The following is a 25,663-nucleotide window of genomic DNA, read 5'->3' as shown; positions in this document are numbered from 1 at the left end:
GAAGAATGGGCAGTATAATTATGGTGGAAATCGAAAGATTTGACGCGGGGTCACAATTCGGTGTAGTCTACATTATACAATAGAGGGGTGAATAACATGATCAAGTTCAACGATGAGAAAGGTCAGTTGAAGTGTTCTTTCTGCGGGAAAACACAAGACCAAGTCCGTAAGCTAGTTGCCGGACCTGGTGTCTATATATGTGACGAATGTATTGAATTATGTTCGGAGATCGTTGAAGAAGAACTAGGAACGGACGAAGAAGTTGAGTTTGAAACTGTTCCGAAACCACAAGAGATTGATGCAATCTTAGATGATTATGTCATCGGACAAGAAGGCGCGAAGAAAGCGTTGTCAGTAGCTGTTTATAACCATTATAAGCGTGTGAATTCAACGGTTAGTACGAGTGGAGACGATGTTGAAATTTCAAAGAGTAACATCTGTCTAATTGGACCTACCGGTAGCGGTAAAACGCTTATGGCCCAAACGCTTGCACGTATTCTTAATGTGCCATTCGCAATTGCGGATGCAACGAGTCTTACTGAAGCAGGTTATGTAGGTGAGGATGTTGAGAACATCTTACTTAAACTGATTCAAGCTGCCGATTACGATGTAGAGAAAGCTGAGAAAGGCATTATCTATATCGATGAGATTGATAAAGTTGCGCGTAAATCTGAGAATCCTTCAATTACTCGTGACGTATCTGGTGAAGGCGTTCAGCAAGCACTCCTCAAGATTCTTGAAGGAACAACAGCTAGTGTTCCACCACAAGGTGGTAGAAAGCATCCACACCAAGAATTTATCCAAATTGACACGAGCAATGTACTGTTTATCGTAGGTGGTGCATTTGACGGAATTGACCAAGTGGTCAAGCGTCGTCTCGGGAAGAAAGTCATCGGATTTGGTTCTGAAGGTGATAGCGGAGAGATGACCGCTGATGATTATCTAGGCAAGTTATTGCCAGAGGATCTTCTTCGTTACGGGTTAATCCCAGAATTCATCGGTCGTTTACCGGTGATTTCAAGCCTTCGTATGCTTGATGAAAATGCACTCGTTGAAATTTTGACGAAGCCAAAGAATGCACTCGTGAAACAATTCCAACGCTTGTTAGAGATTGACAACGTGGAGTTGGAGTTTACGGAAGAGGCGCTTCGTGAAATTGCAAAGAAAGCAATCGAGCGCAAAACGGGGGCAAGAGGGCTTCGTTCGATTATTGAGGCAATTATGCAAGACGTTATGTACGACTTACCGTCTCAAGACAATATCAGTCATTGCCAAATTACAGCAGACTGTGTATTGCACGATGCATCTCCAATCCTTACGACAAAGGACGGAGAAAGCATTACACTCGATCAAGTTCAACCGAAAGAAAGTGCTTAAACGAGAGATGACCTGCAGATTCTAATCTGCAGGTTTTTTTATTTGGATAGAGACAAACGTCCAGAGTCATACTACCGATAAATGAAGCCGTGCACGAATCAAAGTGATTGTGCTCATTTAGGAGGAGAACTATGAACTGGACGTCAATCTTCATGGTCGTACAAGTCTTTTTTGGGGTAGTTATCGGCTTGTACTTCTGGAATTTACTTAAGAATCAACGTACGCAAAAGGTGAGTGTAGACAGAGAATCAAGAAAAGAAATGATGCAACTGCAAAAGCTTCGGTCGATCTCTCTTAATGAACCACTAGCTGAGAAAGTACGTCCCCAACGACTTGATGACATTATAGGACAAGACCAAGGCATTCTTTCCCTCGAAGCTGCGCTTTGTGGCCCCAATCCGCAACACGTTCTCATTTATGGTCCGCCGGGTGTCGGTAAGACGGCTGCAGCTAGGCTAGTGATGAATAAAGCGAAAGAAAATAACCAATCGCCGTTTGCGAGTGAAGCGCCATTTATTGAGCTTGATGGAACGACGGCGCGTTTTGATGAGCGTGGGATCGCGGATCCATTAATCGGCTCGGTTCATGATCCGATTTATCAAGGAGCGGGATCGATGGGGCAAGCTGGAATTCCACAACCGAAGCCAGGTGCGGTCACAAAAGCCCACGGAGGCATGTTGTTTATCGATGAGATTGGTGAGCTTCATTCAATCCAATTAAATAAGCTATTAAAAGTGTTAGAAGACCGCAAGGTCTTTCTAGAAAGTGCTTATTACAACGAAGAAAACATGAATATTCCTAGACACATTCATGATATTTTTCAAAATGGCTTACCAGCTGACTTTCGGTTAATTGGGGCAACAACACGTACGCCAGACGAAATTCCGCCTGCCATTCGTTCAAGGTGCTTAGAAGTATTTTTTAGACCGTTAAAACAAAAAGAGTTGTCAACGGTAGCGAAAAAAGCATCTGAGCGATTAAAGATGACGATGAATGAGAAAAGTCTAGAGACCATTTCAACATATGTCACAAACGGTCGTGAAGCGGTAAACACCGTGCAAATTGCAGCCGGTCTTGCGACAACTGAGAATCGCGAAGAGATCTTTGTTGATGATATCGAATGGGTTGTACACGCAAGCCGATTGACGAGGCGCCCTGAGCGTATGATCCATAATACACCTGCGGTTGGACGAGTAAACGGCTTAGCAGTGTACGGAGCGGACCTAGGCATGCTGTTAGAAATTGAAGCGACAGCGAGAGAAACAAAACCTGAAAAAGGCATGTTAACTGTTACCGGCATTGCTGAAGAAGAAAATGCTGGTAATCAAATGCGGTCGATTCGACGTAAAAGTATGGCAAGAAGTTCTGTTGATAACGTGATGACGGTGTTACGTCGCCTCAAAGTACCGGTTGATAGTTATGATATTCATGTGAATTTCCCTGGTGGCACGCCGATTGATGGTCCTTCAGCTGGGGCAGCGATTGCAACTGCAATCTATTCGGCGGTACATCAATTTAAAGTGAAAAATGATATTGCGATCACAGGTGAGCTAAGCATTTGGGGAACGTTAAAGCCTGTAGGAGGCGTGCCTTCTAAAGTGGCTGCTGCATTAGAAGCAGGAGCGAAGACGGCATATATTCCAGTGGACAATGATGAAACCGTATTACATCGTTTAGAAGGAATTAACGTCATCCCTCTCACATCGTTAGATGAATTGTTCGATGCCGTTCTTATAGAAACGGAGCAACCGAACAAAACAGAGAATGTCATTTGGGACGAAAATCAATCATCATCAATGTAAAAACCACTGTGCGCCTTCGTGGACACGTGATAGCCGTTAAGCTACAATGGGTATCATGAGATCAACTCCGTCTGTGTATATACTATTAGAGAAACTTTTGAATAGATGCGATCGTTGATGTGAAATGGGGGATGACGTTGACGTCTAGACAAACTGAAAGACGATCGATTCCGCTTTTACCATTGCGTGGAGTGCTCGTATTTCCAGGCATGGTGCTTCATTTAGATGTAGGGAGAGCGAAATCAGTACGAGCTTTAGAGCAAGTGATGGTAGAAGACCAAGAAATTATTCTTGCAAGCCAAGTGGATTTATCTGTAGATGAACCGGCGAAAGAAGACCTTTATGAAGTCGGAACGCTTGCATATGTTAAACAAATGGTAAAGATGCCGAACGGAACGACGAGAATTCTCGTCGAAGGCTTAAAGCGAGCGACAATTGAACAATTTAATGAAAACGATGAGTACTATGATGTTTCAATCACAATTCCTGAACAATCATCAGATGTTGATGATGAGAAGGCAACAGCTTTAATGCGCACGGTGCTTAAACAGTTTGAAAACTACACAAAACTGTCTACGAAAGTATCTAAAGACACGTTGAAGTCCGTGCAAGACGTTGATGATCCAGGGTATTTTGCGGACTTGGTCGCTTCTCATTTGCCACTTCAAATTAAGCGCAAGCAGTCATTGCTTGAAGCGTTTAGTGTTGAAGCACGTCTTGAGAAGTTGCTTGAGATTCTTGAGAACGAGCGGGAAGTGCTCGGCCTTGAAAAGAAAATCGGCCAACGTGTAAAAAAGTCGATGGAGAAAACGCAAAAAGAATACTATTTGCGTGAGCAAATGAAAGCCATCCAAAAGGAGCTCGGCGACAAAGACGGCAAAGGTGGGGAAGTTGAAGAGCTTCGCTCAAAAATCGAATCCCTTAACATGCCAGAAAACGTTGAAGAGAAAGCGTTAAAAGAACTCGCTCGCTATGAACGCGTGCCAGCAAGTTCTGCTGAGAGTTCCGTGATTCGCAATTATATTGATTGGTTAACATCCATTCCTTGGTCAGAGAAAACAGAAGACCGCCTTGATCTTTCTCATGCGGAGAAAGTTTTAAATGAAGATCATTTTGGTTTGGAGAAAGTAAAAGAACGTGTTCTTGAACATTTAGCGGTTCAACAACTTACGAATTCTTTACGAGGACCGATTCTTTGTTTATCTGGACCTCCAGGTGTTGGTAAGACGTCACTCGCGAAATCCGTTGCGCGCTCCATTGAACGTGAATTCGTAAGAATTTCTCTTGGTGGTGTTCGTGATGAGGCGGAGATTCGCGGTCACCGTAGAACGTATGTCGGTGCGATGCCAGGGAAGATGATTCAAGGAATGAAAAAAGCAGGAGTCATGAACCCAGTATTCTTACTCGATGAAATTGATAAAATGGCGAGTGATTTTAGAGGAGACCCATCTTCTGCAATGCTCGAAGTGTTAGACCCCGAGCAGAACAACCAATTTGGTGATCATTACCTCGAAGAAACGTACGATCTCTCAAATGTAATGTTTATTACGACAGCAAATCAAATCGCAAAAATCCCTGCGCCATTACGAGACAGAATGGAAATGATTCACATCGCTGGGTATACAGAGCTTGAGAAACAAGCGATTGCAACGGATCATTTACTCCCTAAGCAAATCGAAGCTCATGGTTTAACGAAACAAGACATCCAAATTCGTGAAGCTGCACTCTTGAAAGTAATTCGTTACTATACACGTGAGGCGGGGGTCCGAAACTTAGAGCGACAAATTGCGACACTTTGCCGTAAAGCTGCAAAAATGATCGTTGCGAAAGAAAAGAAACGTGTCATCGTAACGGAAGGTCTTGTTACGGAGCTATTAGGGAAGCCGAAGTATCGTTACGGGAAAGCGGAAGAAGAAGACCAAGTTGGTACTGCAACTGGACTTGCCTATACAACGGCCGGTGGCGACACGCTTGCGATCGAAGTATCGCTTGCCAATGGCAAAGGTGGTCTAACGCTAACAGGGAAACTAGGCGACGTTATGAAAGAGTCCGCTCGTGCTGCATTTAGCTATATTCGCTCGAAAGCCGAAGAATTTGGCATTGATGAGCGTTTTCACGAAAAGTATGACGTTCATATTCACGTTCCTGAAGGTGCAACCCCAAAAGATGGGCCTTCTGCAGGAATTACGATGGCAACTGCACTATTGTCTGCGCTAAGTAATCGTCCTGTATTAAAAGAAGTCGGTATGACGGGTGAGATGACACTTCGAGGCCGAGTATTACCGATTGGCGGTTTAAAGGAGAAATCAATGAGCGCTCATCGCGCAGGTCTTACGAAAATCATTTTCCCGAAGGATAATGAAAAAGACTTAGATGATGTTCCTGAAAGTATCCGAGAAACGGTAGAATTTGTGCCGGTCACTCATTTCGATGAAGTGATTGCTCATGCATTAGGTGGTGTAATTGATGAACGTGAGTAAAGCAGAATTAAAGATAAGCGCAGTTGGTCCCGATCAGTACCCAGAAGAGAATTGGCCAGAACTTGCTTTTGCCGGTCGTTCTAATGTCGGTAAGTCATCATTTATTAATACGATCACGCATCGCAAAAAACTTGCTTATACGTCGCAACAACCAGGTAAAACGAAAACCTTAAACTTCTTTAATATTAATGACCTCTGTTATTTTGTAGATATTCCTGGATATGGTTATGCAAAAGTCTCGAAGAAAGAGAGAGCAGCTTGGGGAAGAATGATTGAGGAATATATAACATCAAGAGAGCAATTAAAAGGTGTCGTCTTATTGATTGATGCAAGACATGACCCTTCTGAAGACGATTTAAAAATGTATGATTGGCTAAAGCATTTTGAAATACCAATTATGCTCGTTCTAACAAAGATTGATAAAATCAATAAAACGAAGCGTACGAAACATATTAAAAATATCATTGAAATAATTGATATTGATGAAGATGATGTATATGTGCCGTTTTCATCAGAAACTGGTGACGGAAAAGACGATGCGTGGAAACAAATTCGTAAACTCCTTAACGTGTAATAACAAAAAGAAAAACGCAAAGGTTATCAGATGATAATTTTGCGTTTTTCTTTTGTACATGTTTTCTTTCAGATTCGGTACACTAATAAAAAATGTAACAACCGAGCACGTTATTTGCAGTTCAGTGCGTTGTATGTTGTAATGGAAAAGATAAAATATCAGGTGTTGTGTCAGAGCTTGTTCACATTTTGAGTGAACCGAGCGTTTTTGATGCGTGTTATAATAGATTGTAGATATTCTTAGTACGGAAATGAGCGTAGACTAAGCAGAGCGATTGGAAAAGTGGGGTGGAGACGGATATGCATATAATCGTTGCTAGCATCGACTACAAAAGGGCCCCTGTCGATTTGCGAGAACAATTTGCATTTGATGAAGAAGAATTACCAAAAGCGTTGAGCATGTTACGAGATATGAAGAGCATTTTAGAGTGCACGATTATTTCAACGTGTAACCGTACGGAAATTTATGCTGTCGTCGACCAACTTCATACAGGTAGACATTTTACAAAGAAATTTATCTCACAGTGGTTTGATGTACAGCCCGAACAATTTCAATCCGTATTAGACATTCGTGAAAATGATGAAGCGATTGAGCATTTACTCAAAGTTTCTACAGGTTTAGAATCGATGATTCTAGGCGAAACTCAGATTCTTGGACAAGTGAAAAGTAGCTTCTCGATTGCTCAAGAGAATGATGCTACAGGGACTGTGTTTAATCAGCTATTTAAACAAGCGATTACATTCGCAAAGCGAGCACATCGTGAGACGTCAATTAACGATAATCCAGCTTCAATTAGCTATGCCGCGGTTGAATTAGCGAAACAAGTCTTTGGTGATTTTACGAATAAACACATTCTAATTCTCGGCGCTGGGAAAATGAGCGAACTTACAGCAAAGCACCTAGAAGCAAACGGTGCAGCGAGCATTACCGTGATGAATCGGACATTCGAACGAGCAGAATCACTTGCAGCGACAATGAAAGCAGAAGCCAAGCCGATTGAAGAACTTCATGCGTACCTTGAAGAAGTGGATATTCTCATTTCTTCGACGAGTGCAGATCAATATGTTCTCACACAAGAGATGGTTGCACCAATCATGGAACGACGTTCTACGAAGCCTCTTTTTATGGTTGATATTGCCGTTCCAAGAGACTTAGATCCTGAACTTGGCAAGCTTGAACCAATTTATCTTTATGATATTGATGATTTAGAAGGCATCGTGGCGGCTAATATGGAAGATCGTAAAGAAGCTGCCATTCAAATTGAGGCGATGATGACGCTTGAGATTGAAACGTTCAAAAATTGGATTGATCAGCTCGGAGTAGTTCCTGTCATCTCAGCTCTACGTGATAAGGCCTTAATGATTCAAGCAGAAACAATGGAAAGCATCGAACGCAAAATGCCGAATTTAACAGATCGTGAACGTAAAGTTCTTTCAAAGCATACAAAGAGTATCGTCAATCAGCTCCTGAAGGAGCCGATTACGAGAGCGAAGGAAATGGCTGGAGAAGACGATCGAGAGCAATCATTGTCACTATTTATTGAGATTTTTGGTCTTTCCGATGAAGTCGCAGAAGCAAAGGTTGAGCGATTACAAAGCAATCAATCTTCATCTTTTGCGAATGGAAATGCGTTTATGTCTGACGGTGAAACGAGAGTGTTGCAAGAACTCTTGCAGTATCGTTATGCCAAAGACATGTCTGTATAGATCTTTTTTGAGACAACCGGAAGGCTCTTTGCTTTCTGGTTGCTTTCATGTTGAACCACGGACTACTGTCCGTACCTAGGAGGATTCAAACGATGAGAAAGATTGTAATCGGTACGAGAAAGAGTAATTTAGCAGTGAATCAAGCAGAGTGGGTACTTAGTAAGTTAGAATCGCTAGGTTTACCTTATGAATTTGAACTTAAGAAGATCGTAACAAAAGGTGATCGCATCTTAGACGTAACACTTTCTAAAGTAGGCGGAAAAGCGTTGTTTGTGAAAGAGATTGAGCAAGCGTTACGTGACGGTGAAGTCGATTTAGCCGTGCATAGTATGAAAGATGTTCCTTCTGTATTGCCAGAAGATTTTACGCTAGCTGCAATTAGTGATCGTGAAGATCCTCGTGACGCACTCATCTCAACGAGTGGTAAAACGCTTAACGAACTTCCTGAGGGTTCGATTATTGGAACGAGTAGCTTGCGTCGTCAATCACAAATCCTCGCTTTACGACCAGATTTACACGTAAAATGGATTCGTGGGAACATTGAAACGAGAATACGAAAATTAAAAGAAGAGAACTTTGACGCCATCATTTTAGCAGCTGCTGGATTATCACGGATGGGTTGGAGCGAAGAAATCGTTACTGAATTTCTTGATCCAACCCTTAGCATACCAGCAGTAGGTCAAGGAGCTCTTGGTCTAGAGTGTCGGGTTGATGATGATGAAGTAAAAGAAGTTCTTCGTCATTTACACAACGAAGAAGTGGCAAAAACAGTATCAGCAGAGCGTTCATTCCTGCGAAATGTTGAAGGCAGCTGTACGGTTCCAGTTGCGGCTCATGCAACCTTACTTGATAACGATCAAGTGTCACTAACGGCATTGATTGCTTCAACGGACGGCAAAACGTTACTAAAAGATGAAGTCACAGGTAGTGATCCAGATCAAATCGGTAAAATCGCCGCGGCTAATCTCTTTGAACGTGGTGGGAAAGAAATTCTAGCTCAAGTAAGAGCGGAGCAAGAAGATTCTTGAAGCCGACGGTGATCGTCACAAGGTCACAAGGAGACGTCGGACCTGATCCATTAATGCGTGTACTGCATCAGAAAGGAATTAATGCAGTACACATTCCCCTCGTTCAGCAACGAGCGATTCACGTCGATGTGACATCCATAGAATTGGAACGCTATGACTGGATTATTTTTACGAGTGCGAATGCCGTGAAGTATTTTCATGAACACTACAAAGCTACACATTTCCCGTCTTCAGTGAAGGTTGCAACAGTCGGTAAGAAGACGACAGATGTAGCAAAGCAATATGACTATCCCGTTTTGATTAACCCTGAGCAAAGGTTCACTGCAGAAAGCTTGTACGAGGAGTTAGAGCCACGTGTTAAGAAGGGCGACCGGGTTCTAATTCCAAACAGCAAACAATCTCGCGACCTTCTAGAGATCAAGCTAACTGGATTAGGTGCACGTGTAGACGTACACGCGTTTTACGAAACCATACCGAGTACGAATTTAACTCGAGATCAGCTTAGTATGCTGAATAACCCAATCTACCCCATGGTGTTTACGAGTCCAAGTGCGGTAAAGGCTTATCATAGCTTTGCAAGGGAAAAAACGAACAGTAAGCGCCAAGCTTTTGTCATCGGACCGATTACGAAACGAGAAGCAAGGCATTGTGAGTTTAAACAACTCATTGCACCGAGTGAATATACATTTCAACATTTAGCAGAAGCCATTGATCAATACTTATAACGAGGTGAAGCGCAATGTCTCAACAAGCATTTAACCGCCACCGTAGACTTCGTGGCAGTCACAGTATGCGTAACTTAGTACGAGAAACAAAGCTTTCGAAAGAAGACTTGATCTATCCACTTTTTGTCGTGGAAGGTCAGAATTATAAAAAAGAAGTTCCTTCAATGCCAGGTGTGTTTCACTATTCTTTAGACTTATTAGATGATGAAATTGACAAGATCGTCAGTCTTGGGATTGAGTCGATCATTTTGTTCGGTGTGCCAAAGCATAAAGATGACGTAGGTACACAAGCTTATGCAGAAGAAGGAATTGTTCAGCAAGCGATTCGTCAAGTGAAGGCAAATCACCCGCACCTCGTCGTTATTGCCGACACATGCTTATGTCAGTACACAGATCACGGTCATTGTGGTGTGATCCAAGACGGAACGATTGAGAACGATCAATCACTTTCTCTTCTCGTTAAAACGGCAGTGTCTCAAGCGCGAGCAGGCGCAGATGTGATTGCCCCTTCGAACATGATGGACGGCTTTGTCGCTTCAATTCGACACGGTTTAGATGAAGCTGGATTTAGCAACACGCCGATTATGTCTTATGCTGTGAAATACGCGTCAGCATTTTACGGTCCGTTCCGCGATGCAGCTCACAGTACCCCTCAATTTGGTGACCGTAAGACGTATCAAATGGATCCTGCAAACCGAATGGAGGCGCTTCGTGAAGCTCGTTCAGACATCCAAGAAGGTGCAGACTTTTTAATTGTTAAACCAGCGCTCTCTTACCTAGATATTATGCGAGATGTTAAAAACGAAAGTTTACTACCGGTTGTTGCTTACAACGTATCTGGTGAATATTCAATGATTAAAGCAGCCGCTGCAAACGGATGGGTTGACGAGAAAGAAACGGTTCAAGAGAAATTAACGAGTATGAAGCGTGCAGGAGCAGACTTAATCATTACGTACTTTGCCAAAGATGTGGCAAACTGGATCAATGAAGACATAGAAAGGGGACGTCACTAATGCGTACGTTTGACCAATCACAATCATTATTTCAACAAGCGAAGCCACTTATGCCAGGAGGTGTAAGTAGTCCTGTTCGTGCGTATAGCTCTGTAGGGATGGACCACGGTCTATACATGAAGAAAGGTTCAGGTGCTTACATTACGGACCAAGACGATAACACGTACATTGATTACGTATTGTCATGGGGGCCGCTCATTTTAGGTCATGCAGATGAACAAGTCGTAGAACGTTTAAAAGAAACGACTGAACTTGGGACAAGCTTTGGTGCGTCCCACGAAATGGAAATCAAACTAGCGAACCTCGTCATCGACCGCGTGCAGTCTGTTGAAATGGTACGTTTCGTAAACTCTGGTACAGAAGCGACGATGAGTGCATTGCGTCTTGCTAGAGGGTTCACTGGACGTAGCAAGATCGTCAAAATGGAAGGCAACTACCACGGTCACGGTGATTCATTGTTAATTAAAGCAGGTTCAGGTGTGGCTACACTCGGTTTACCAGATAGTCCTGGTGTTCCAGAAGGAACGGCATCAAACACATTAACGGTTCCTTATAACGATCTAGATAGCTTAAAGCTTGTTTTTGAAAAATACGGTGATGATATTGCAGCCGTTATTTTGGAGCCAGTTGCTGGGAATATGGGTGTTGTTCTTCCGGAAGATGGCTTTTTACAAGGTGTTCGTGACATAACAACAGAGTACAGTAGTCTGTTGATCTTTGATGAAGTTATGTCAGGTTTTCGTACCGGTTACAACTGTGCACAAGGAAAGTTCGGTGTGACACCTGACCTTACAACGCTCGGGAAAGTCATCGGTGGTGGCTTGCCAGTAGGTGCCTTTGGTGGACGTAAAGATGTGATGGAGCAAATCGCACCAAGCGGTCCGATTTACCAAGCAGGTACATTATCAGGCAATCCGCTTGCGATGACTGCAGGATATGAAACACTATCACAAGTAACGGAAGCTGATTATGAGACGTTTGAACGCCAAGGAAAGCGCCTTGAAGAAGGGATTTCAGAAGCAGCCAAAATGTATGACATCCCACATACATTTAATCGTGCAGGCTCTATGGTCGGGTTGTTCTTTACAAACGAACACGTAAAAGACTTCCCATCTGCTAAAACAGCAGATCTTGATCTTTTCGCCACATATTTTAGAGAAATGATGCAAGAAGGGATTTCAATCGCACCTTCACAATTTGAAGGGATGTTCTTAAGCACAAAACACACTGATGAAATGATTGAAGAAACGATCGAAGCCGCAAAACGCGTTTTTGCGCGTATCAAAGGATAATAAACGTAACCCGCCATGTGTCTAATCACTTGGCGGGTTTATTGATGAATGAGGGGTGTAAACGGTGTGGTTGAATAAGAGTAGATCTATTGATGAAAATCACATTTGATTTATAGCAAGTGAGTTTAGAAAATGGTTGGTTCGAATGAAAGAAGCCATTGAAAAACTTCTGTTTTGCTTCTAAGAAAACAAAAGTAAATAAAAAACGGATGTGAGATTACTGAAAAGAATGAATTTCGCATCCGTTTTATAAGGTTGCCGTGTGATTTTGTATGCGGCATCGCCTCCTTATAACGAATATCTCAGATTGGAACGGAAGGCGGTGACGCCTGCGGAAGAAGGGGCGAGTCGAGACCCCGCAAGGCGAAGCCTGAGGAGGCTCGAACGCTCCTCCGCGGCAAGCATCCGCCTGCAGTGGAATCATGGCACTAGTATAGATTATTAAAAAAGAAACGGCCTCCTGATTTAATTCGACCTTTCGTTCGTTATTCTTGAATGGATCGTATGAAGTGAGAGTCTTTTGCATAGACATTATTGTAGAGTAACTCGAATATTTTGCTGTTTGGAGTCATACGTTGATAGCGTACGCAAAAAATCTGCACGTAAGCATCGTGGATAGTCTTCTATGGTTGTAGGTTTTTCAAACAACTCTATGATAAAGGGGGAACGGTCTGTGACCCAAGAACAGCCTTCTGCGCTAACATTTAATCTAGAGGAATCAGTCTGGCTTGATCAAGGAGAGAGGATTCAGACGATTTTGGGTCTGGAACTGGAGCCAGAGCTTCTCATCGAGGAAGATGAGCATCAGGTGAGCATTAAAGGTGGTTTGCATTTATTTGGGCAATATGTTCCGTATGAACAAGAAGAAGTGTTTCAAGATTATGAAGGTGGGGGAAAGCCTCATCGAATTGATAGCGTCCGAACGACAGAAAATGGCGAACGGGAGTTGAAACACTTTTTCCCGATTGAAGTGTCAATTCCGCTTAATCGTATTCAAAGTGTGGATGAGATTTATGTTCAAGTGGATAGCTTTGATTATGATTTGCCTGAGCCTAGTTGTATCCAACTGGCGGCAGATGTGACGATTAGTGGGATGAAAGATTTGCAAGAAACACATCAAGCGGAGAAAACGATTGCCGATCCACCTGAACCATTTCCAACCTTTAGTCACGAAGTTAAAATTCCAGATACCGAAGCTGAAGCAACTCGTGAAGCGGATGAAGAGGTAGAGGAAGAAGAGTATGATTTTGAAGAAGAGACTGAGGTAGAAGAAACGTATCGAGCTTATGAAGAGGAGTCGTATGATGATGACTCGGAATTAGAAACAGCGGCCGATGTTGATGAAGAGCTTGAAGATGATCATATCGTTTCTGAAGAGGAACATGAAGATACGTATGTTCATCAAGTAGAGCAAGAAGTAGACTCAGACACGTCGTTTCCAGTGCGCTTGCATCAACGAGAGGAAGAAGCGGATGATGCAACGAATGCGTTAAGTGAAGCGTATGAAGAAGCATTGGAAGATGAAACGGTTCATCTGAAAGACGATGAAAACAGAGATGAAGTTGAAGAAGAAGAGCACGAAGCTCCCAAACTTGAAAAGCCACTAAAAGAAAAGAAGCGAGAAAACGCACTGTATTTAACAGAGATGTTAGACAAAGGTGATCGGGAAACGTTCACGAAAATGAAAATGTGCATTATTCAAGAAAATGAGTCGCTTGATACGATCGCTGAACGCTACGGGTTGTCGGTACAACAACTTCTCCGTTGGAATAACATGGATTTAAATCATGTAGAAGCAGGAGAAATCATATACATCCCGGTGCAAGTGAAACATGATTGAGCCGAATTGGTCTGAAGCGGTTCGTGCGATTGCCAATGATAAGAGTGATTGGTCTTGGGTGAGTGAACGTGTGATTAAAGTCGACCATCCTGAAGGACCGATGGCAATGAAACGTTGGCAACGCACCGTTTCAGAGCGTGATACGTTTTTGCATCATCTACGGTACGGTGAACGTGCTGGTATTCAAGGAATTATCCCCCTCATGACGGGCACGAGAGGGGATTTTCCGATTTTTGAACATGAAGGTGCTGACTATTATCTTGAACCGTGGGTTGAGGAACAATTGCTAACATCTCCTCCATCTAAAGAGTTGCGATTGCTCGCGATCTTAGCGGCAAATCACAAGCTTTCCGAAAATGAGCAAGTCATTGAAGAAGAAGCAATGACTGAATACGCACAAGAAGTTGATCTGCTTTGGAATCAACAGCGCTTAACGATGGAACAGATGGCAGATCAAATGGAACAAGTACGCTTTCTCTCCCCGTTTACGATGACTTTTCTCCATGCTGGTCCTTTTTTAGAGCGAATGTTTCAAGCAGGTAGAACTGGATTTCAGCAATGGGTACGTCACGTAAAAGACCAAGGCAGTTATCGGTTTGTATTTTGTCACGGTCAGCCTTCTCTTGAACACGGCATTATAGCATCAGACGGAAATGCGTGGTGGACAAATTGGGAAGAAAGCGGTCCGAATCATATGGCTTATGACTTGGCTTACTTTTACCAAGACATTGCAAGGAACCAACCATTTCATGCGTTAGACCAGCAAGCCATCTTCGGAACGTATGAAGCGTATGGTCCTGTTTGGAGAGAAGCGGATACATCTTTGTTGAAAGCGTTAATGTTAACTCCAACCCCGGTCATTGAGTTTGTTGAGTTGTATCGAACGAATCCAAATCGCTATGCAGAACACCAGTGGACAGCGATGTTGGAAGTGAAGTTAAATACACTTCGCTATTTATCTGAGATGGTTCGTTTTAAAGAAGACCAAGAAGCAGCCATGAGGCAAAGTTCAACCTAAGCCTCATGACTGCTTTTTTGTCGTGTATGAACGACGTTACTTTTGGAAATACCAGAACATACAGATCAAGATAATGAGAATGAATACATCGAAGAAAGTAGGAAAAAACAACAAGCGTAACAGTTGAAAGCAGATGATCGGTAACAAGATTTGTAAAGCGGCCGCTCGCCATTTGTATACCCAATGGGGACGCTTCTTTTTCCCGTATGGATAGTGGGGCGGGGGATCGTAATAACGTGGCAAAATAAACACCCCTTTTCGTTCTTACGGTCAGTATTGACGGATGTTAGAGCAGTCGGTACAATAACAGAAGATATTCTATTACATGCAAAGATTGGGAGTAGTATGCAGGAATCCTCATCCAGAGAGAGAACCCTTGGCTGAAAGGTTCTTTGACTAGGAGACGTGCAGAAGTCGCCCATGAGCATTCTTTTCTGAACAAGAGTAGGAGAAGACGATAACAACGTTACAGTTCTTAATGAGTGTATGAGTGATTTATCGTTCATAAACAAAGGTGGTACCGCGAACACTTCGTCCTTTGCCTAAGGAGAAGTGTTTTTTTTTTATTGAATTTAATAAGGAGGATATACAATGGCGAACAATTTAGACACGAAATATGATCCGAAACAAACCGAATCGAAATGGTATCCGTATTGGATTAACAACGGCTACTTTGAAGCATCAAAAGAAGGAGAACATAAGGGTGAGCCTCACTCAATCGTGATTCCACCGCCAAACGTAACGGGACGGTTGCACCTTGGTCATGCTTGGGATGTCACGCTTCAAGACATTATCGCTAGACAAAAGCGAATGGAAGGTCGTGACATGTTATGGTTGCCAGGAATGGACCATGCAGGGATTGCAACGCAAGCAAAGGTAGAAGCGAAATTAAAAGAAGAAGGGCGCTCTAGACGAGAATTAGGTCGTGAGAAGTTCCTAGATGTGTCTTGGCAATGGAAAGATGAGTATGCGGAGTTTATTCGTGAACAGTGGGCGACGCTCGGTCTGTCTCTTGATTACACGAAAGAGCGCTTCACACTTGATGATGGCTTGTCTGACGCGGTCAAAGAAGTATTTGTTCGTCTTTACGAAAAAGGCTTGATCTATCGCGGGAAATACATTATTAACTGGGACCCAGCTGCACAAACAGCTTTGTCTGACATTGAAGTAGAATACAAAGAAGTTGAAGGCGCGTTTTATCATATGCGTTACCCGTTAAAAGACGAAGACGAGCATATTGAAGTAGCAACTACACGACCTGAGACGATGCTCGGTGATACAGCGGTTGCGGTTCACCCGAAAGACGAGCGTTATCAACATCTTATCGGAAAGACGGTAATACTCCCGATTGTCGGACGTGAAATTCCAATTGTTGCTGATGAGTATGTTGATCGTGAATTTGGTTCAGGTGCTGTTAAGATTACACCAGCGCATGATCCGAATGACTTTGAAATTGGTAATCGTCATGAACTTCCGCGAGTGCTTGTCATGGATGAGGCAGGGAAGATGAACGGAAACGCTGGCGAATATCAAGGACTTGATCGTTTTGAGTGTCGTAAGAAAATCGTTGCTGATTTACAAGAATCTGGCGTGCTTTTTGACATTGAAACGCACGTTCACTCAGTTGGACATTCTGAACGTAGCGGTGCAGTGGTGGAGCCGTATTTATCAACGCAATGGTTTGTTGATATGAAACCACTTGCTAAAGAAGCCATTGCGCTTCAAGCAAAAGAAGACAAAGTAACATTCGTTCCAGAACGTTTTGAGCGTACGTATTTGCAGTGGCTCGACAACATTCGTGACTGGTGTATTTCTCGTCAATTGTGGTGGGGGCACCAAATTCCTGCTTGGTATCACAATGAAACAGGAGAATTGTACGTAGGGAAGGAAGCGCCGAAAGACCTTGAAAACTGGACGCAAGATGAAGACGTATTAGACACGTGGTTCAGTTCAGCACTGTGGCCATTTTCAACAATGGGTTGGCCTAATGCAGAAGCAGATGACTTTAAGCGTTTTTACCCGACAAACGTTCTTGTTACAGGGTATGACATCATCTTCTTCTGGGTATCTCGAATGATTTTCCAAGGCATTGAATTTACAGGTGAGCGTCCATTTAAAGACGTGTTAATTCACGGACTTGTGCGTGATTCAGAAGGTCGTAAGATGAGTAAATCACTAGGCAATGGTGTCGATCCGATGGATGTTGTTGAGAAGTACGGTGCTGATGCACTTCGATTCACACTTGCAACGGGAACGACGCCTGGTAACGACTTGAAATTCCAATGGGACAAAGTTACAGCGAACTGGAACTTCGGAAATAAGATTTGGAATGCGTCTCGTTTTGCCCTTATGAACATGGAAGGGTTCAAAAAAGAAGATATTGATTTGAGTACTGTTACAGCGGCTCATGATCGTTGGATTTTAGCGAAACTACAAAAAACAATTTCGTCAGTTACGAGATTAATGGATCGCTATGAATTTGGTGAAGCAGGTAAACTTCTTTACAACTTTATTTGGGATGATGTGTGCGATTGGTATATCGAGATGGCGAAATTACCTCTTTACGGTGAAGATGAACAAGAGCAAAACACGACAAAGTCTGTCCTTGCACACGTTCTAGACCAGACGTTGCGATTACTTCACCCATTTATGCCGTTCATCACAGAAGAGATTTGGCAACACTTACCGCATGAAGGAGAGTCCATTACGATTGCAGCGTGGCCACAAGTCGAAGAGAAGTGGCAAGATGAGCAGGCGTTTTCAGATATGGAAATGTACCAAGCTGTCATCCGTACCATCCGTAACACTCGTCAAGAAATGGATGTTGCACCGAGAAAGCCAATTCCACTTCACATGAAGCCTACGACAACAGAAGCGAGCGAGCAACTTCTTCGTGGGAAACATTATCTTGAGCATTTCTGTAGTCCGGAAACGCTTGTAATCGATGAACATTTAAGTGAACCAGACCAGGCTGTATCACATGTGTTAACAGGGGTTGAGATCTACATTCCTCTCGCAGGCTTGATCGATGTAGAAGCAGAACTTGATCGATTAAAAGGTGAAAAGAAGAAGTTAGACGGTGAAGTTAAACGCTTAGAAGGCAAGTTATCGAATGAGAAATTCGTAAGCAACGCTCCTGATTCAATTGTTGAAGCGGAAAAAGAGAAGCTCACTGACTATCAAATGAAACGTGAAAAAGTAGACGAGCGACTAGAAGAAATCGCGAAACTCAAGTAATTAAAGGAGTCAATGTGTTCATGAACAATTTTTCAGAGGCCATGGCATGGCTCTTGAGTCATCGCAATTACGGAATAAAACCAGGTCTTGAACGAATTGAGGCAGTGCTTGAACATCTCGGGCATCCCGAACGTGCCGTCAATAGCATTCATATTGGTGGTACGAACGGGAAAGGATCGACTGTTACGTATGTGCGCCAAATCATGCAACAAGCTGGATACAACGTGGGGACATTCACGTCCCCTTACGTTGTCCAATTTGAAGAGCGAATTAGCATAAACGGAACCCCCATTTCTGAAGAAGAGTTTACAGTTGCTGCGACTTCAGTAAGAGAAGCACTTGAGCGAGTAAATCATCCTTACGGTCCGGCAACGGAATTTGAGATTTTGACGCTTATTGCGATGGTTCATTTTGCGAATGTTAAGGAGCTTGATCTGGTGATCTTTGAAGTTGGACTTGGAGGGCGACTTGATTCAACGAACGTCATTCATCCGCTCGTCTCAGCCATCACAAATGTCGGACAAGATCATATGCACATCTTAGGCAATACGATTGAGGATATTGCGTTTGAGAAGGCTGGCATTATTAAACAAAACGTTCCAATCGTAACAACCGTTGCAAACGATGAAGCACTTCGTGTTATTCGAAGAATAGCTCAAGAAAAAAAGGCTCCGATCACCATTGTTCACGATGAGTTGAATGTACACATTGCCAAGCTAGATGAAGAAGGATCAACATTTAGCGTCATCACGAAGCAGTCGACGTATTCAGAGCTTACCATTCGTATGCGCGGGACTCATCAAGTCGATAATGCACTTCTTGCAATTCGAATTGTAGAAGAGCTCACATCATTCAATTATCTCGTGAAAGAAGATAAGATTCGTAAAGGATTAGAACTTGCGTTTTGGCCAGGTCGCTTAGAATTAGTCCACTCGAATCCTAGAGTATTGCTAGACGGTGCGCACAATCCGGAAGGGATTGAACGCTTATCGTCGTTTTTACAAACGAGCGTTCAAGGTCGTAAGCTTCATTTGATCATAGCTATGACCATAGAGAAAGACATTCAACAAATGCTGGAGCCACTAATTGCGTTACAGCCTGCATCGGTGACGTTTACGTCTTTTAATCATGTGAGGGCAATGGATCCCGAAGTGATCATTAAACAAGTGCCGTTTGATGCCCGTGCGGAAATGAATAACCATAAAGCTGTTCAAGAAATGTTACGAGAAGCAGCTGATCAAGATGTGATCGTTGTTGTCGGCTCGTTGTTTTTAATTTCTGAAGTCCGAGCTTTTTTCTGAAATTCGCCGTCGAATAAGAAGGGATTTTTTCTTCGACGGCGAATTTTTATTTATAAGTGGTGTATGCTTAGGTTGTTTACAGAAAGAAAGGTTAGAGGCTTTGGTCGTTGTCTTCGTTTTATTCGTAGTTGGATTAGTATTTGGTTCATTCTTTACAGTTGTTGCAACAAGGGTTCCAAACGACGAGTCGATCATCACCCCAAGATCTCATTGTCGCCATTGTTTGCACACTCTTCGGTGGAATGAGTTAATTCCGCTAGTTTCCTATGTATGGCAACGTGGGAAATGTACACAATGCAAAGCGATCATTTCAATCCGCTATCCCCTCATTGAATGTACGACCGCGATTTTGTTTGTCCTTGCGTTTGTTCTTCAACAATCACTTCCTCACTTTATGTTTCTATTACTTCTCTTCTCACTTTGTATTCTTGTTACCGTAACAGATCTTTACAAAATGATGATACCTAATCAGATTTTACTCCTATTCTTCTGTTATTTTCTTTTACATCGAAGCTTGCTGGACCCTTTTCCGTTTTTCGGAGATCCATTTATATTAGCCTTCCTCGTATTTGTCGGTTTGTGGGTAATCATGGTCCTTTCTAATGGAGGAATCGGTGGTGGGGATGTGAAGTTGTTTACGGTGCTTGCGATTGCACTCGGTAGTACCCATTTTCTGTTCATGTTCATGCTAGCAACGTTGTTCGGCTCGATATATGGGGTGCTCGTCATTAAAAAGCGGAAAACACCCTTTCCTTTTGCACCTTGGATTGCACTAGCAACTTTACTTACGGTTTCTATTCAAGGGTTGTTTTTAGGTTATTAACGCTAATCATGTCGACAAAACAATCAAAGCGACTGACAGGAATCATCAACGTTTGATTTTCACCTATGATACGGTAAGCCTATTCTATTACCGACATGGGGGAATGTCACTTGGAACGAGAAAACAATCGCATGACATTCAAATTTCCACAAAATAATGACGATCAACGAACTTCAAAAGAGAGAGAACACAGTCAAGAAGAAACAAATGAAGTAGAAAAAGTACAACAAAAAGACGTGCAGGAACATCAAGATGGCTATGAAGAAGCAACAGAAACAAACAATGAAGTAACATTAGAAACAGACAGTAAAGAAGCAAATAAAACGGACGGTCAAAACAAAGAAGAAGCTGTAGTAGAAGATCAGAGTGCCTTGCACAACGAGACGATAAACGTTCAAGAGAAGAGAAAAGAATGGGAACAACTAGAAGGGAATCATTACGACACGGTGTCAATGAAAAAAGCACCAGGCTTACCTTTTCATAAAAAAAGGAAATTCAATTTCCCGAAGAAAAGGAACAAAATGACGATTCCTTTTCAACATATTAAGATGACAGGATTGATTGTATTAGCGCTCGCCATCGGTTCTCTGTTTGGGTTGCCGCTTTTGCAAGTTGTGACAACTTCTTCGCCGACAGATTCGGCAGAACAATGGATGTTAAGTAACGAAGAAGAGTCAGCTCCTGTGCAAGCAACGGAGCAATCAGTCAGTGATCAAGACGTTCAACTATCGGTTGATGTCGTACAAGCTGGTGCGTTTTCAACAGCTGAAGCGGGACAAAGTTCACAACAACAACTTGAAAGTGAAGGCTATTCAAGTGTGCTACATGCCCCAGCATCAAGTGAACATGTGTTTTTATATGTAGCGGTCGCAGCTTCTGGACAAGCGGCAGAAGAATATTTACCAACGTTTGAAGCTGACGGACTTGATGTTTTTGTAAAGTCGCTCGATCTTCAAAGCGCAAATGCAGAAGAAGAAGAACAACAAGCAGCAGAAGAAGTAAAGCAAATTATTGAACAAGCATTAACAAGTTCGGAGATTAATTCTTCAATGACAGAACAATCAAAATCTGTACTTCAATCCAGTGAAGAAGGCACCGCGCTTTACGAATCGTTAACAGGCGCACTTGATAATACGGAGCAAGAAGATGCTTGGATGCAAACGGTCGTGAATTTCGATGGATGGCTTTCGAGTCTTTAAGCTGAGATAATAGAAAGAAAAAGGAGTACAAGATGAAGTTAATTCTTGCCTCGAAGTCACCAAGAAGAATTCAATTGCTTGAAGAAATGGGCTACGAATTTGAGATCCGTACGCGTAGTGTAAAAGAGTGTTTTGATGATACATCTTCTTCAAACGAAAATGCTGTTCGGTTAGCGAAAGAAAAAGCTGTTGCCCAGCGAGATGCGTTAAAAGAAAACGAAGTGATTCTGACTGCTGATACGATTGTTGATGGTGGCAAAATGCTCGGGAAACCAAGAACGAAAGAAGAAGCAAAACAAATGTTGCGCACATTGTCAGGAAGTACACACCGTGTTGTGACAGGTGTATACATTGGAAGCTTCATAACACATGTGCAATTTAGTGTGGAGACGATTGTGCATTTCAAACCATTAACAGAAGTAGAAGTAAACCATTACACGAATACGAAAGAACCTTACGATAAAGCTGGGGCCTATGGAATAAATGGATATGCCGCGTTGTTCATTGATCGAATTGAAGGCGATTATTATAACGTAGTAGGACTCCCGCTTTCACGTGTATACAAGGAACTACAAACGTTTGGCGTTGTACCAACGTGGGCACAAGACGAGTAAAAAAGAGGTGTTGTGTTGCATCTTCCTATCATGAACATGCCAAATGACGAGCGCCCTCGTGAGCGCTTATTATTAGAAGGTGCTGATAAGCTTTCGAACGTAGAGTTGTTAGCAATCCTCCTTAGAACAGGCAGTCGACAAGAGTCAGTAATAGAACTTAGTCAAAGAATCTTAACGGCATTTGGTGGATTGTTACCATTGAAAGAAGCGACTTTGGAAGAGTTACAAGCGATCAAAGGAATCGGTCGGGTTAAAGCGATTGAAATCCGTGCAGTATTAGAACTTAGTAAACGAATTCATACGACAAGTGACAAAAGTCGTGCGATTATTAGTAGTCCAAATGACGCTGTAGATCTTGTGATGGAAGATTTGCGGTTTTTAAAGCAAGAGCATTTCGTTGCCATCTACTTAAATACGAAAAATCAAGTCATTCACAAACAGACGTTGTTCATTGGCTCACTTAATAGCAGCATCGTTCACCCTAGAGAAGTGTTTAAAGAAGCGATTCGCCGCTCTGCTGCATCGGTCATTGCCCTACACAATCATCCTTCCGGCGACCCTGAGCCGAGTGAAGAAGATAAAGCTGTCACAAGGCGACTGTTTGAATGTGGTCAATTGTTAGGAATTGAATTCCTTGATCACATCGTCATTGGTGATCATAAATACGTAAGTTTACGTGAATTGGAAGTTATCTAATATAACCCGCCCTTTTTGCTATCGAAAAGGGCGGGTTATTTGTTACGATAGAAAAAGTATTCGCAAACAAAGTTGCAAAAGTCCTGTAAATGACCTTGCATAATGACAATGTTTGTGACGAATTGAGGAAATTTGCGAAAGCAATTTTTTCAACTATGTTTTTAGAGTAAAGTTGCGTATAATAAGTAAGGGAAATTTAGATAGATTAATTGCTTTGCTTCGCGTTGAAGTGCTTTTTTAGTGAAAATGTAACGAACTGAAAATAAAAAACGATTAAGTATAGTGAAGGTAATGAAGGGAGATACATAGATGTTTGGTGGTTTTTCAAAGGATTTAGGCATTGACTTAGGAACTGCAAATACGCTCGTATACGTAAAAGGAAAAGGGGTTGTCGTCCGAGAACCTTCGGTTGTGGCAACAAGATCGGACAATCAACAAATTGAAGCGGTAGGAAACGACGCAAAGAATATGATCGGTCGTACGCCTGGGAATATTGTCGCAATTCGTCCGATGAAAGACGGTGTAATTGCTGATTTTGATACAACAGCAACGATGATGAAATATTTCATTCGACAAGCACAAAAGAATCGTTCAATCTTTACTCGTAAACCAAATGTCATGGTATGTGTGCCATCTGGAATTACGGCGGTTGAAAAGCGTGCCGTTGAAGATGCGACAAAACAAGCAGGTGCTCGTGAAGCTTATACTATTGAAGAGCCGTTTGCAGCAGCAATTGGTGCGGACTTACCTGTTTGGGAACCAACAGGTAGTATGGTTGTAGACATCGGTGGAGGTACGACTGAAGTTGCCATTATTTCTTTAGGCGGTATTGTTACGAGCCAATCAATCCGTGTTGCAGGTGATGAGATGGATGAGTCGATCATCCAATACATTAAGAAATCATACAACCTGATGATTGGAGAGCGTACGGCTGAAGCACTTAAGATGGAAATCGGTTCTGCTGAAAAGCAAGAAGAGATGGAGTCAATGGATATTCGCGGTCGTGACCTTGTTACTGGACTTCCAAAAACGATCTCAATTGATGCAGATGAAGTAGCACAAGCATTAGAAGATACAATTACAACAATTATTGAGACTGTTAAATCAACACTAGAACGTACGCCACCTGAGCTTGCGGCAGACATTATGGACCGTGGAATTGTACTCACAGGAGGCGGGGCGCTTTTAGAAGGCCTAGATAAGCGTCTTGGTGAAGAGACAAACATGCCAGTCCTAGTGGCAGAAGAACCATTGGATTGCGTAGCACTTGGAACAGGTCGAGCACTTGAGAATTTGCACTTGTTCAGATCAAGAGCAGGGATTACAGCTCGTTCTAACCGTAAATAAAACGAGTAACGCAATTGGTAATGCATTTCTAAGACTGAGACATTCGTCACATCGGCGGATGTCTACGTCTATTCAGGATTGATTGAAACAGTTACTATAGTGAACGGAGCATGGGTTTGCTCTAGTTGCGAGAGTAGAAGGTGTCTTGCATGCCCCATTTTTTTTCTAACAAACGATTAATTTTACTTATGGTCGGCATCATTATTCTCGTTATTTTAGTTGGTCTTACGATGAGAGAACGTGAGCAGGCGACCATTCCTGAACAAATCATGCGTGATTCTGTTGGTGTTGTACAATCTGTGTTTCAACGTCCGGCTTATTTTGTTCGGGATATTTATGATGATTTTGTTAATATCTTAAACGTTCATGAAGAAAATGAACGACTAAAGGGTCAATTGAATGACTATGCGATGTTACGTTCTGAAGTAGATGGATTACGCGAAGAGAACAATAGTTTAACAAGCCTTTATGAAGGCATGGAAAGTTTAAGTTCATTTGATACGATTCCAGCACTTGTCATTGATCGTCAGCCAGATCGATGGACAGAAACAATTGGTATTAACCGAGGGACGCAACACGGTGTCGAAACGGACATGGCGGTCATAACCGAAGAAGGTTTGATTGGTAGAGTTCAGTATACGAGTGCGTTCACATCACAAGTTCAACTATTGAGTGATGGAGAGCGAACAAATCGGGTGTCTGCTAAAGTGAGCTCGGAAGAAGGCGACCCGGCTGTCGGTTTTATTGAAGGTTGGGACGTGGACCAAGATCTTCTCGTTTTACAAAAAGTAGACTCTGAAAATGAATTAGAGCCAGGACAGTTTGTTAGTACTTCTGGGCTTGGTGGTCTCTTTCCTGCTGACTTACCGATTGGTGAGATTGTAGACGTTCAAGTCGATGAATACGGGTTAACACAAAATGCGTACATCGAGCCGTCTGCGGACTTTTTCCACTTGAATCACGTCCTAGTGATTGAACGTAATGTTGATAATATTGAAGGGATTCAAGAAGAGTTTCTACAACAAGAAGAGGAAGAAGATGAAAGCGAAGGGAGTGACGATTAATGCGTTACTTGCTTCCTGCTTTTGTGGCATTCTTCTTCATCATTGAAGGAACTTGGTTTCAAGTCTTCTTCCCGCCGTCTACGGAACAAGATTTACATTGGGTGCCACGATTTGCGTTCGTCACGGTCATTTTAATCTCGATCTATCGTGGCTCACGTTCGGGGATCTTTTATGGAATGGGTCTTGGGCTGTTTCAAGATGTCGTTTATTCAACGGTCATTGGTATTTACACGTTTTCGTATGCACTCGTTGGCTATATGGCAGGGTTTAATTTTCGTGCAGTCCAATCAAGACCATTTGTCGTATTGCTCATTGTTGTTGTGGCTGTGGCGTCGTTAGAATCATTAATCTATCTTATGTACACGTGGACTGGAATTGCTCAAGTGACATTTGAAGAGTTTGCTGCAACCCGTTTACTGCCCTCAGTTGTTTTAAATGGGGCGTTTGGGATATTACTCATACTCCCACTTCGTAAATTCTTCTTAATGCTCGAAGATCGCGATCGTCAGCAGGAGAACGTATAATAA

General features: G+C 42.6%; 21 protein-coding genes and 1 other annotated feature. Of the genes, 20 read left to right on the top strand and 1 reads right to left on the bottom strand.

The genetic code is table 11. The features are described from left to right. Positions 1-96 precede the first annotated feature (96 nt). From clpX to JOD17_RS03745, 11 genes are all read left to right on the top strand, one after another. The gene (gene clpX, locus JOD17_RS03795) at positions 97-1,377 is read left to right on the top strand and encodes an ATP-dependent protease ATP-binding subunit ClpX (protein ID WP_042419345.1); all 1,281 of its coding nucleotides are present in this window, start codon (positions 97-99) and stop codon (positions 1,375-1,377) included. Positions 1,378-1,508: 131 nt separating this feature from the next. Beyond that, positions 1,509-3,179: an ATP-dependent protease LonB gene (gene lonB, locus JOD17_RS03790; protein ID WP_204695777.1), complete on the top strand. Its 1,671-nt coding sequence runs from the start codon at positions 1,509-1,511 to the stop codon at positions 3,177-3,179. A 137-nt stretch (positions 3,180-3,316) separates the two neighbouring features. Beyond that, a complete protein-coding gene (lon, locus tag JOD17_RS03785; RefSeq protein WP_239575206.1) occupies positions 3,317-5,659 on the top strand; it encodes an endopeptidase La in 2,343 nt (780 codons plus the stop codon). Continuing rightward, positions 5,646-6,233 carry a ribosome biogenesis GTP-binding protein YihA/YsxC gene (gene yihA / locus JOD17_RS03780; RefSeq protein ID WP_204695776.1) on the top strand — a complete coding sequence of 196 codons (588 nt, stop codon included), beginning with the start codon at positions 5,646-5,648 and terminating at the stop codon, positions 6,231-6,233. Before lon ends, yihA begins: the two co-directional genes overlap by 14 nt. Positions 6,234-6,532: 299 nt before the next feature. Beyond that, a complete protein-coding gene (gene hemA / locus JOD17_RS03775; protein WP_204695775.1) occupies positions 6,533-7,939 on the top strand; it encodes a glutamyl-tRNA reductase in 1,407 nt (468 codons plus the stop codon). Positions 7,940-8,031: 92 nt separating this feature from the next. After that, positions 8,032-8,967, top strand: coding sequence for a hydroxymethylbilane synthase (gene hemC, locus JOD17_RS03770; RefSeq protein ID WP_204695774.1), 936 nt, complete (start codon positions 8,032-8,034; stop codon positions 8,965-8,967). After that, positions 8,964-9,692 (top strand): uroporphyrinogen-III synthase, encoded by a 729-nt coding sequence (locus tag JOD17_RS03765; protein WP_204695773.1) that lies wholly within the window; start codon positions 8,964-8,966, stop codon positions 9,690-9,692. Before hemC ends, JOD17_RS03765 begins: the two co-directional genes overlap by 4 nt. 14 nt (positions 9,693-9,706) lie before the next feature. After that, positions 9,707-10,705: a porphobilinogen synthase gene (gene hemB / locus JOD17_RS03760; RefSeq protein ID WP_204695772.1), complete on the top strand. Its 999-nt coding sequence runs from the start codon at positions 9,707-9,709 to the stop codon at positions 10,703-10,705. After that, on the top strand, positions 10,705-11,997 hold the full coding sequence (hemL, locus tag JOD17_RS03755; RefSeq protein WP_204695771.1) for a glutamate-1-semialdehyde 2,1-aminomutase: 1,293 nt from the start codon (positions 10,705-10,707) through the stop codon (positions 11,995-11,997). Before hemB ends, hemL begins: the two co-directional genes overlap by 1 nt. 673 nt (positions 11,998-12,670) lie before the next feature. Then, entirely contained in the window at positions 12,671-13,837 is a 1,167-nt protein-coding gene (spoVID, locus tag JOD17_RS03750; RefSeq protein ID WP_204695770.1) for a stage VI sporulation protein D, read from the top strand. Then, a complete protein-coding gene (locus tag JOD17_RS03745) occupies positions 13,830-14,855 on the top strand; it encodes a protein kinase family protein (protein ID WP_204695769.1) in 1,026 nt (341 codons plus the stop codon). The genes spoVID and JOD17_RS03745 overlap by 8 nt, the downstream gene beginning before the upstream one ends. A 36-nt stretch (positions 14,856-14,891) precedes the next feature. Here JOD17_RS03745 and JOD17_RS03740 read toward each other — a convergent pair whose 3' ends face one another. Then, entirely contained in the window at positions 14,892-15,098 is a 207-nt protein-coding gene (locus JOD17_RS03740) for a hypothetical protein (RefSeq protein WP_081831820.1), read from the bottom strand. Between the two features lie 78 nt (positions 15,099-15,176). Further along, positions 15,177-15,397, top strand: a binding site (T-box leader). Between the two features lie 49 nt (positions 15,398-15,446). Between JOD17_RS03740 and JOD17_RS03735 the strand changes: the two genes are divergently transcribed. The 9 genes from JOD17_RS03735 (at position 15,447) to mreD (ending at position 25,660) form a co-directional block, all read left to right on the top strand. Then, positions 15,447-18,092, top strand: coding sequence for a valine--tRNA ligase (locus JOD17_RS03735; RefSeq protein ID WP_204695768.1), 2,646 nt, complete (start codon positions 15,447-15,449; stop codon positions 18,090-18,092). 20 nt (positions 18,093-18,112) lie between these two features. After that, a complete protein-coding gene (locus JOD17_RS03730; protein ID WP_204695767.1) occupies positions 18,113-19,393 on the top strand; it encodes a bifunctional folylpolyglutamate synthase/dihydrofolate synthase in 1,281 nt (426 codons plus the stop codon). Between the two features lie 100 nt (positions 19,394-19,493). Beyond that, positions 19,494-20,216, top strand: coding sequence for a prepilin peptidase (locus tag JOD17_RS03725; RefSeq protein ID WP_204695766.1), 723 nt, complete (start codon positions 19,494-19,496; stop codon positions 20,214-20,216). Positions 20,217-20,326: 110 nt separating this feature from the next. Continuing rightward, positions 20,327-21,415, top strand: a complete 1,089-nt coding sequence (locus tag JOD17_RS03720) for a hypothetical protein (protein ID WP_204695765.1) — start codon at positions 20,327-20,329, stop codon at positions 21,413-21,415. 32 nt (positions 21,416-21,447) lie between these two features. After that, positions 21,448-22,029 (top strand): Maf family protein, encoded by a 582-nt coding sequence (locus tag JOD17_RS03715; RefSeq protein WP_204695764.1) that lies wholly within the window; start codon positions 21,448-21,450, stop codon positions 22,027-22,029. Positions 22,030-22,059: 30 nt separating this feature from the next. Beyond that, positions 22,060-22,725, top strand: coding sequence for a RadC family protein (gene radC / locus JOD17_RS03710; protein WP_204696065.1), 666 nt, complete (start codon positions 22,060-22,062; stop codon positions 22,723-22,725). 309 nt (positions 22,726-23,034) lie between these two features. Beyond that, on the top strand, positions 23,035-24,072 hold the full coding sequence (locus tag JOD17_RS03705) for a rod shape-determining protein (RefSeq protein WP_042419374.1): 1,038 nt from the start codon (positions 23,035-23,037) through the stop codon (positions 24,070-24,072). Between the two features lie 149 nt (positions 24,073-24,221). Further along, positions 24,222-25,136 (top strand): rod shape-determining protein MreC, encoded by a 915-nt coding sequence (mreC, locus tag JOD17_RS03700; RefSeq protein WP_204695763.1) that lies wholly within the window; start codon positions 24,222-24,224, stop codon positions 25,134-25,136. Then, positions 25,136-25,660, top strand: coding sequence for a rod shape-determining protein MreD (gene mreD / locus JOD17_RS03695; protein WP_042359551.1), 525 nt, complete (start codon positions 25,136-25,138; stop codon positions 25,658-25,660). The genes mreC and mreD overlap by 1 nt, the downstream gene beginning before the upstream one ends. The last annotated feature ends 3 nt before the right edge of the window (positions 25,661-25,663 follow it).

Source organism: Geomicrobium sediminis, assembly GCF_016908595.1.
Taxonomy (GTDB): Bacteria; Bacillota; Bacilli; order Bacillales; family Marinococcaceae; genus Geomicrobium_A; species Geomicrobium_A sediminis.
The sequence above is the reverse complement of the archived record's forward strand: the minus strand, read 5'-3'. Positions and strand labels throughout refer to the sequence as shown.

What these genes read in the sequence shown, in the direction of transcription:
- clpX (WP_042419345.1), top strand. Translation starts at nt 97, where the DNA reads ATGATCAAGTTCAACGATGAGAAAGGTCAGTTGAAGTGTTCTTTCTGC.
- lonB (WP_204695777.1), top strand. Translation starts at nt 1,509, where the DNA reads ATGAACTGGACGTCAATCTTCATGGTCGTACAAGTCTTTTTTGGGGTA.
- yihA (WP_204695776.1), top strand. Translation starts at nt 5,646, where the DNA reads ATGAACGTGAGTAAAGCAGAATTAAAGATAAGCGCAGTTGGTCCCGAT.
- hemA (WP_204695775.1), top strand. Translation starts at nt 6,533, where the DNA reads ATGCATATAATCGTTGCTAGCATCGACTACAAAAGGGCCCCTGTCGAT.
- hemC (WP_204695774.1), top strand. Translation starts at nt 8,032, where the DNA reads ATGAGAAAGATTGTAATCGGTACGAGAAAGAGTAATTTAGCAGTGAAT.
- hemB (WP_204695772.1), top strand. Translation starts at nt 9,707, where the DNA reads ATGTCTCAACAAGCATTTAACCGCCACCGTAGACTTCGTGGCAGTCAC.
- hemL (WP_204695771.1), top strand. Translation starts at nt 10,705, where the DNA reads ATGCGTACGTTTGACCAATCACAATCATTATTTCAACAAGCGAAGCCA.
- JOD17_RS03745 (WP_204695769.1), top strand. Translation starts at nt 13,830, where the DNA reads ATGATTGAGCCGAATTGGTCTGAAGCGGTTCGTGCGATTGCCAATGAT.
- JOD17_RS03735 (WP_204695768.1), top strand. Translation starts at nt 15,447, where the DNA reads ATGGCGAACAATTTAGACACGAAATATGATCCGAAACAAACCGAATCG.
- JOD17_RS03730 (WP_204695767.1), top strand. Translation starts at nt 18,113, where the DNA reads ATGAACAATTTTTCAGAGGCCATGGCATGGCTCTTGAGTCATCGCAAT.
- JOD17_RS03715 (WP_204695764.1), top strand. Translation starts at nt 21,448, where the DNA reads ATGAAGTTAATTCTTGCCTCGAAGTCACCAAGAAGAATTCAATTGCTT.
- radC (WP_204696065.1), top strand. Translation starts at nt 22,060, where the DNA reads ATGAACATGCCAAATGACGAGCGCCCTCGTGAGCGCTTATTATTAGAA.
- JOD17_RS03705 (WP_042419374.1), top strand. Translation starts at nt 23,035, where the DNA reads ATGTTTGGTGGTTTTTCAAAGGATTTAGGCATTGACTTAGGAACTGCA.
- mreC (WP_204695763.1), top strand. Translation starts at nt 24,222, where the DNA reads ATGCCCCATTTTTTTTCTAACAAACGATTAATTTTACTTATGGTCGGC.
- mreD (WP_042359551.1), top strand. Translation starts at nt 25,136, where the DNA reads ATGCGTTACTTGCTTCCTGCTTTTGTGGCATTCTTCTTCATCATTGAA.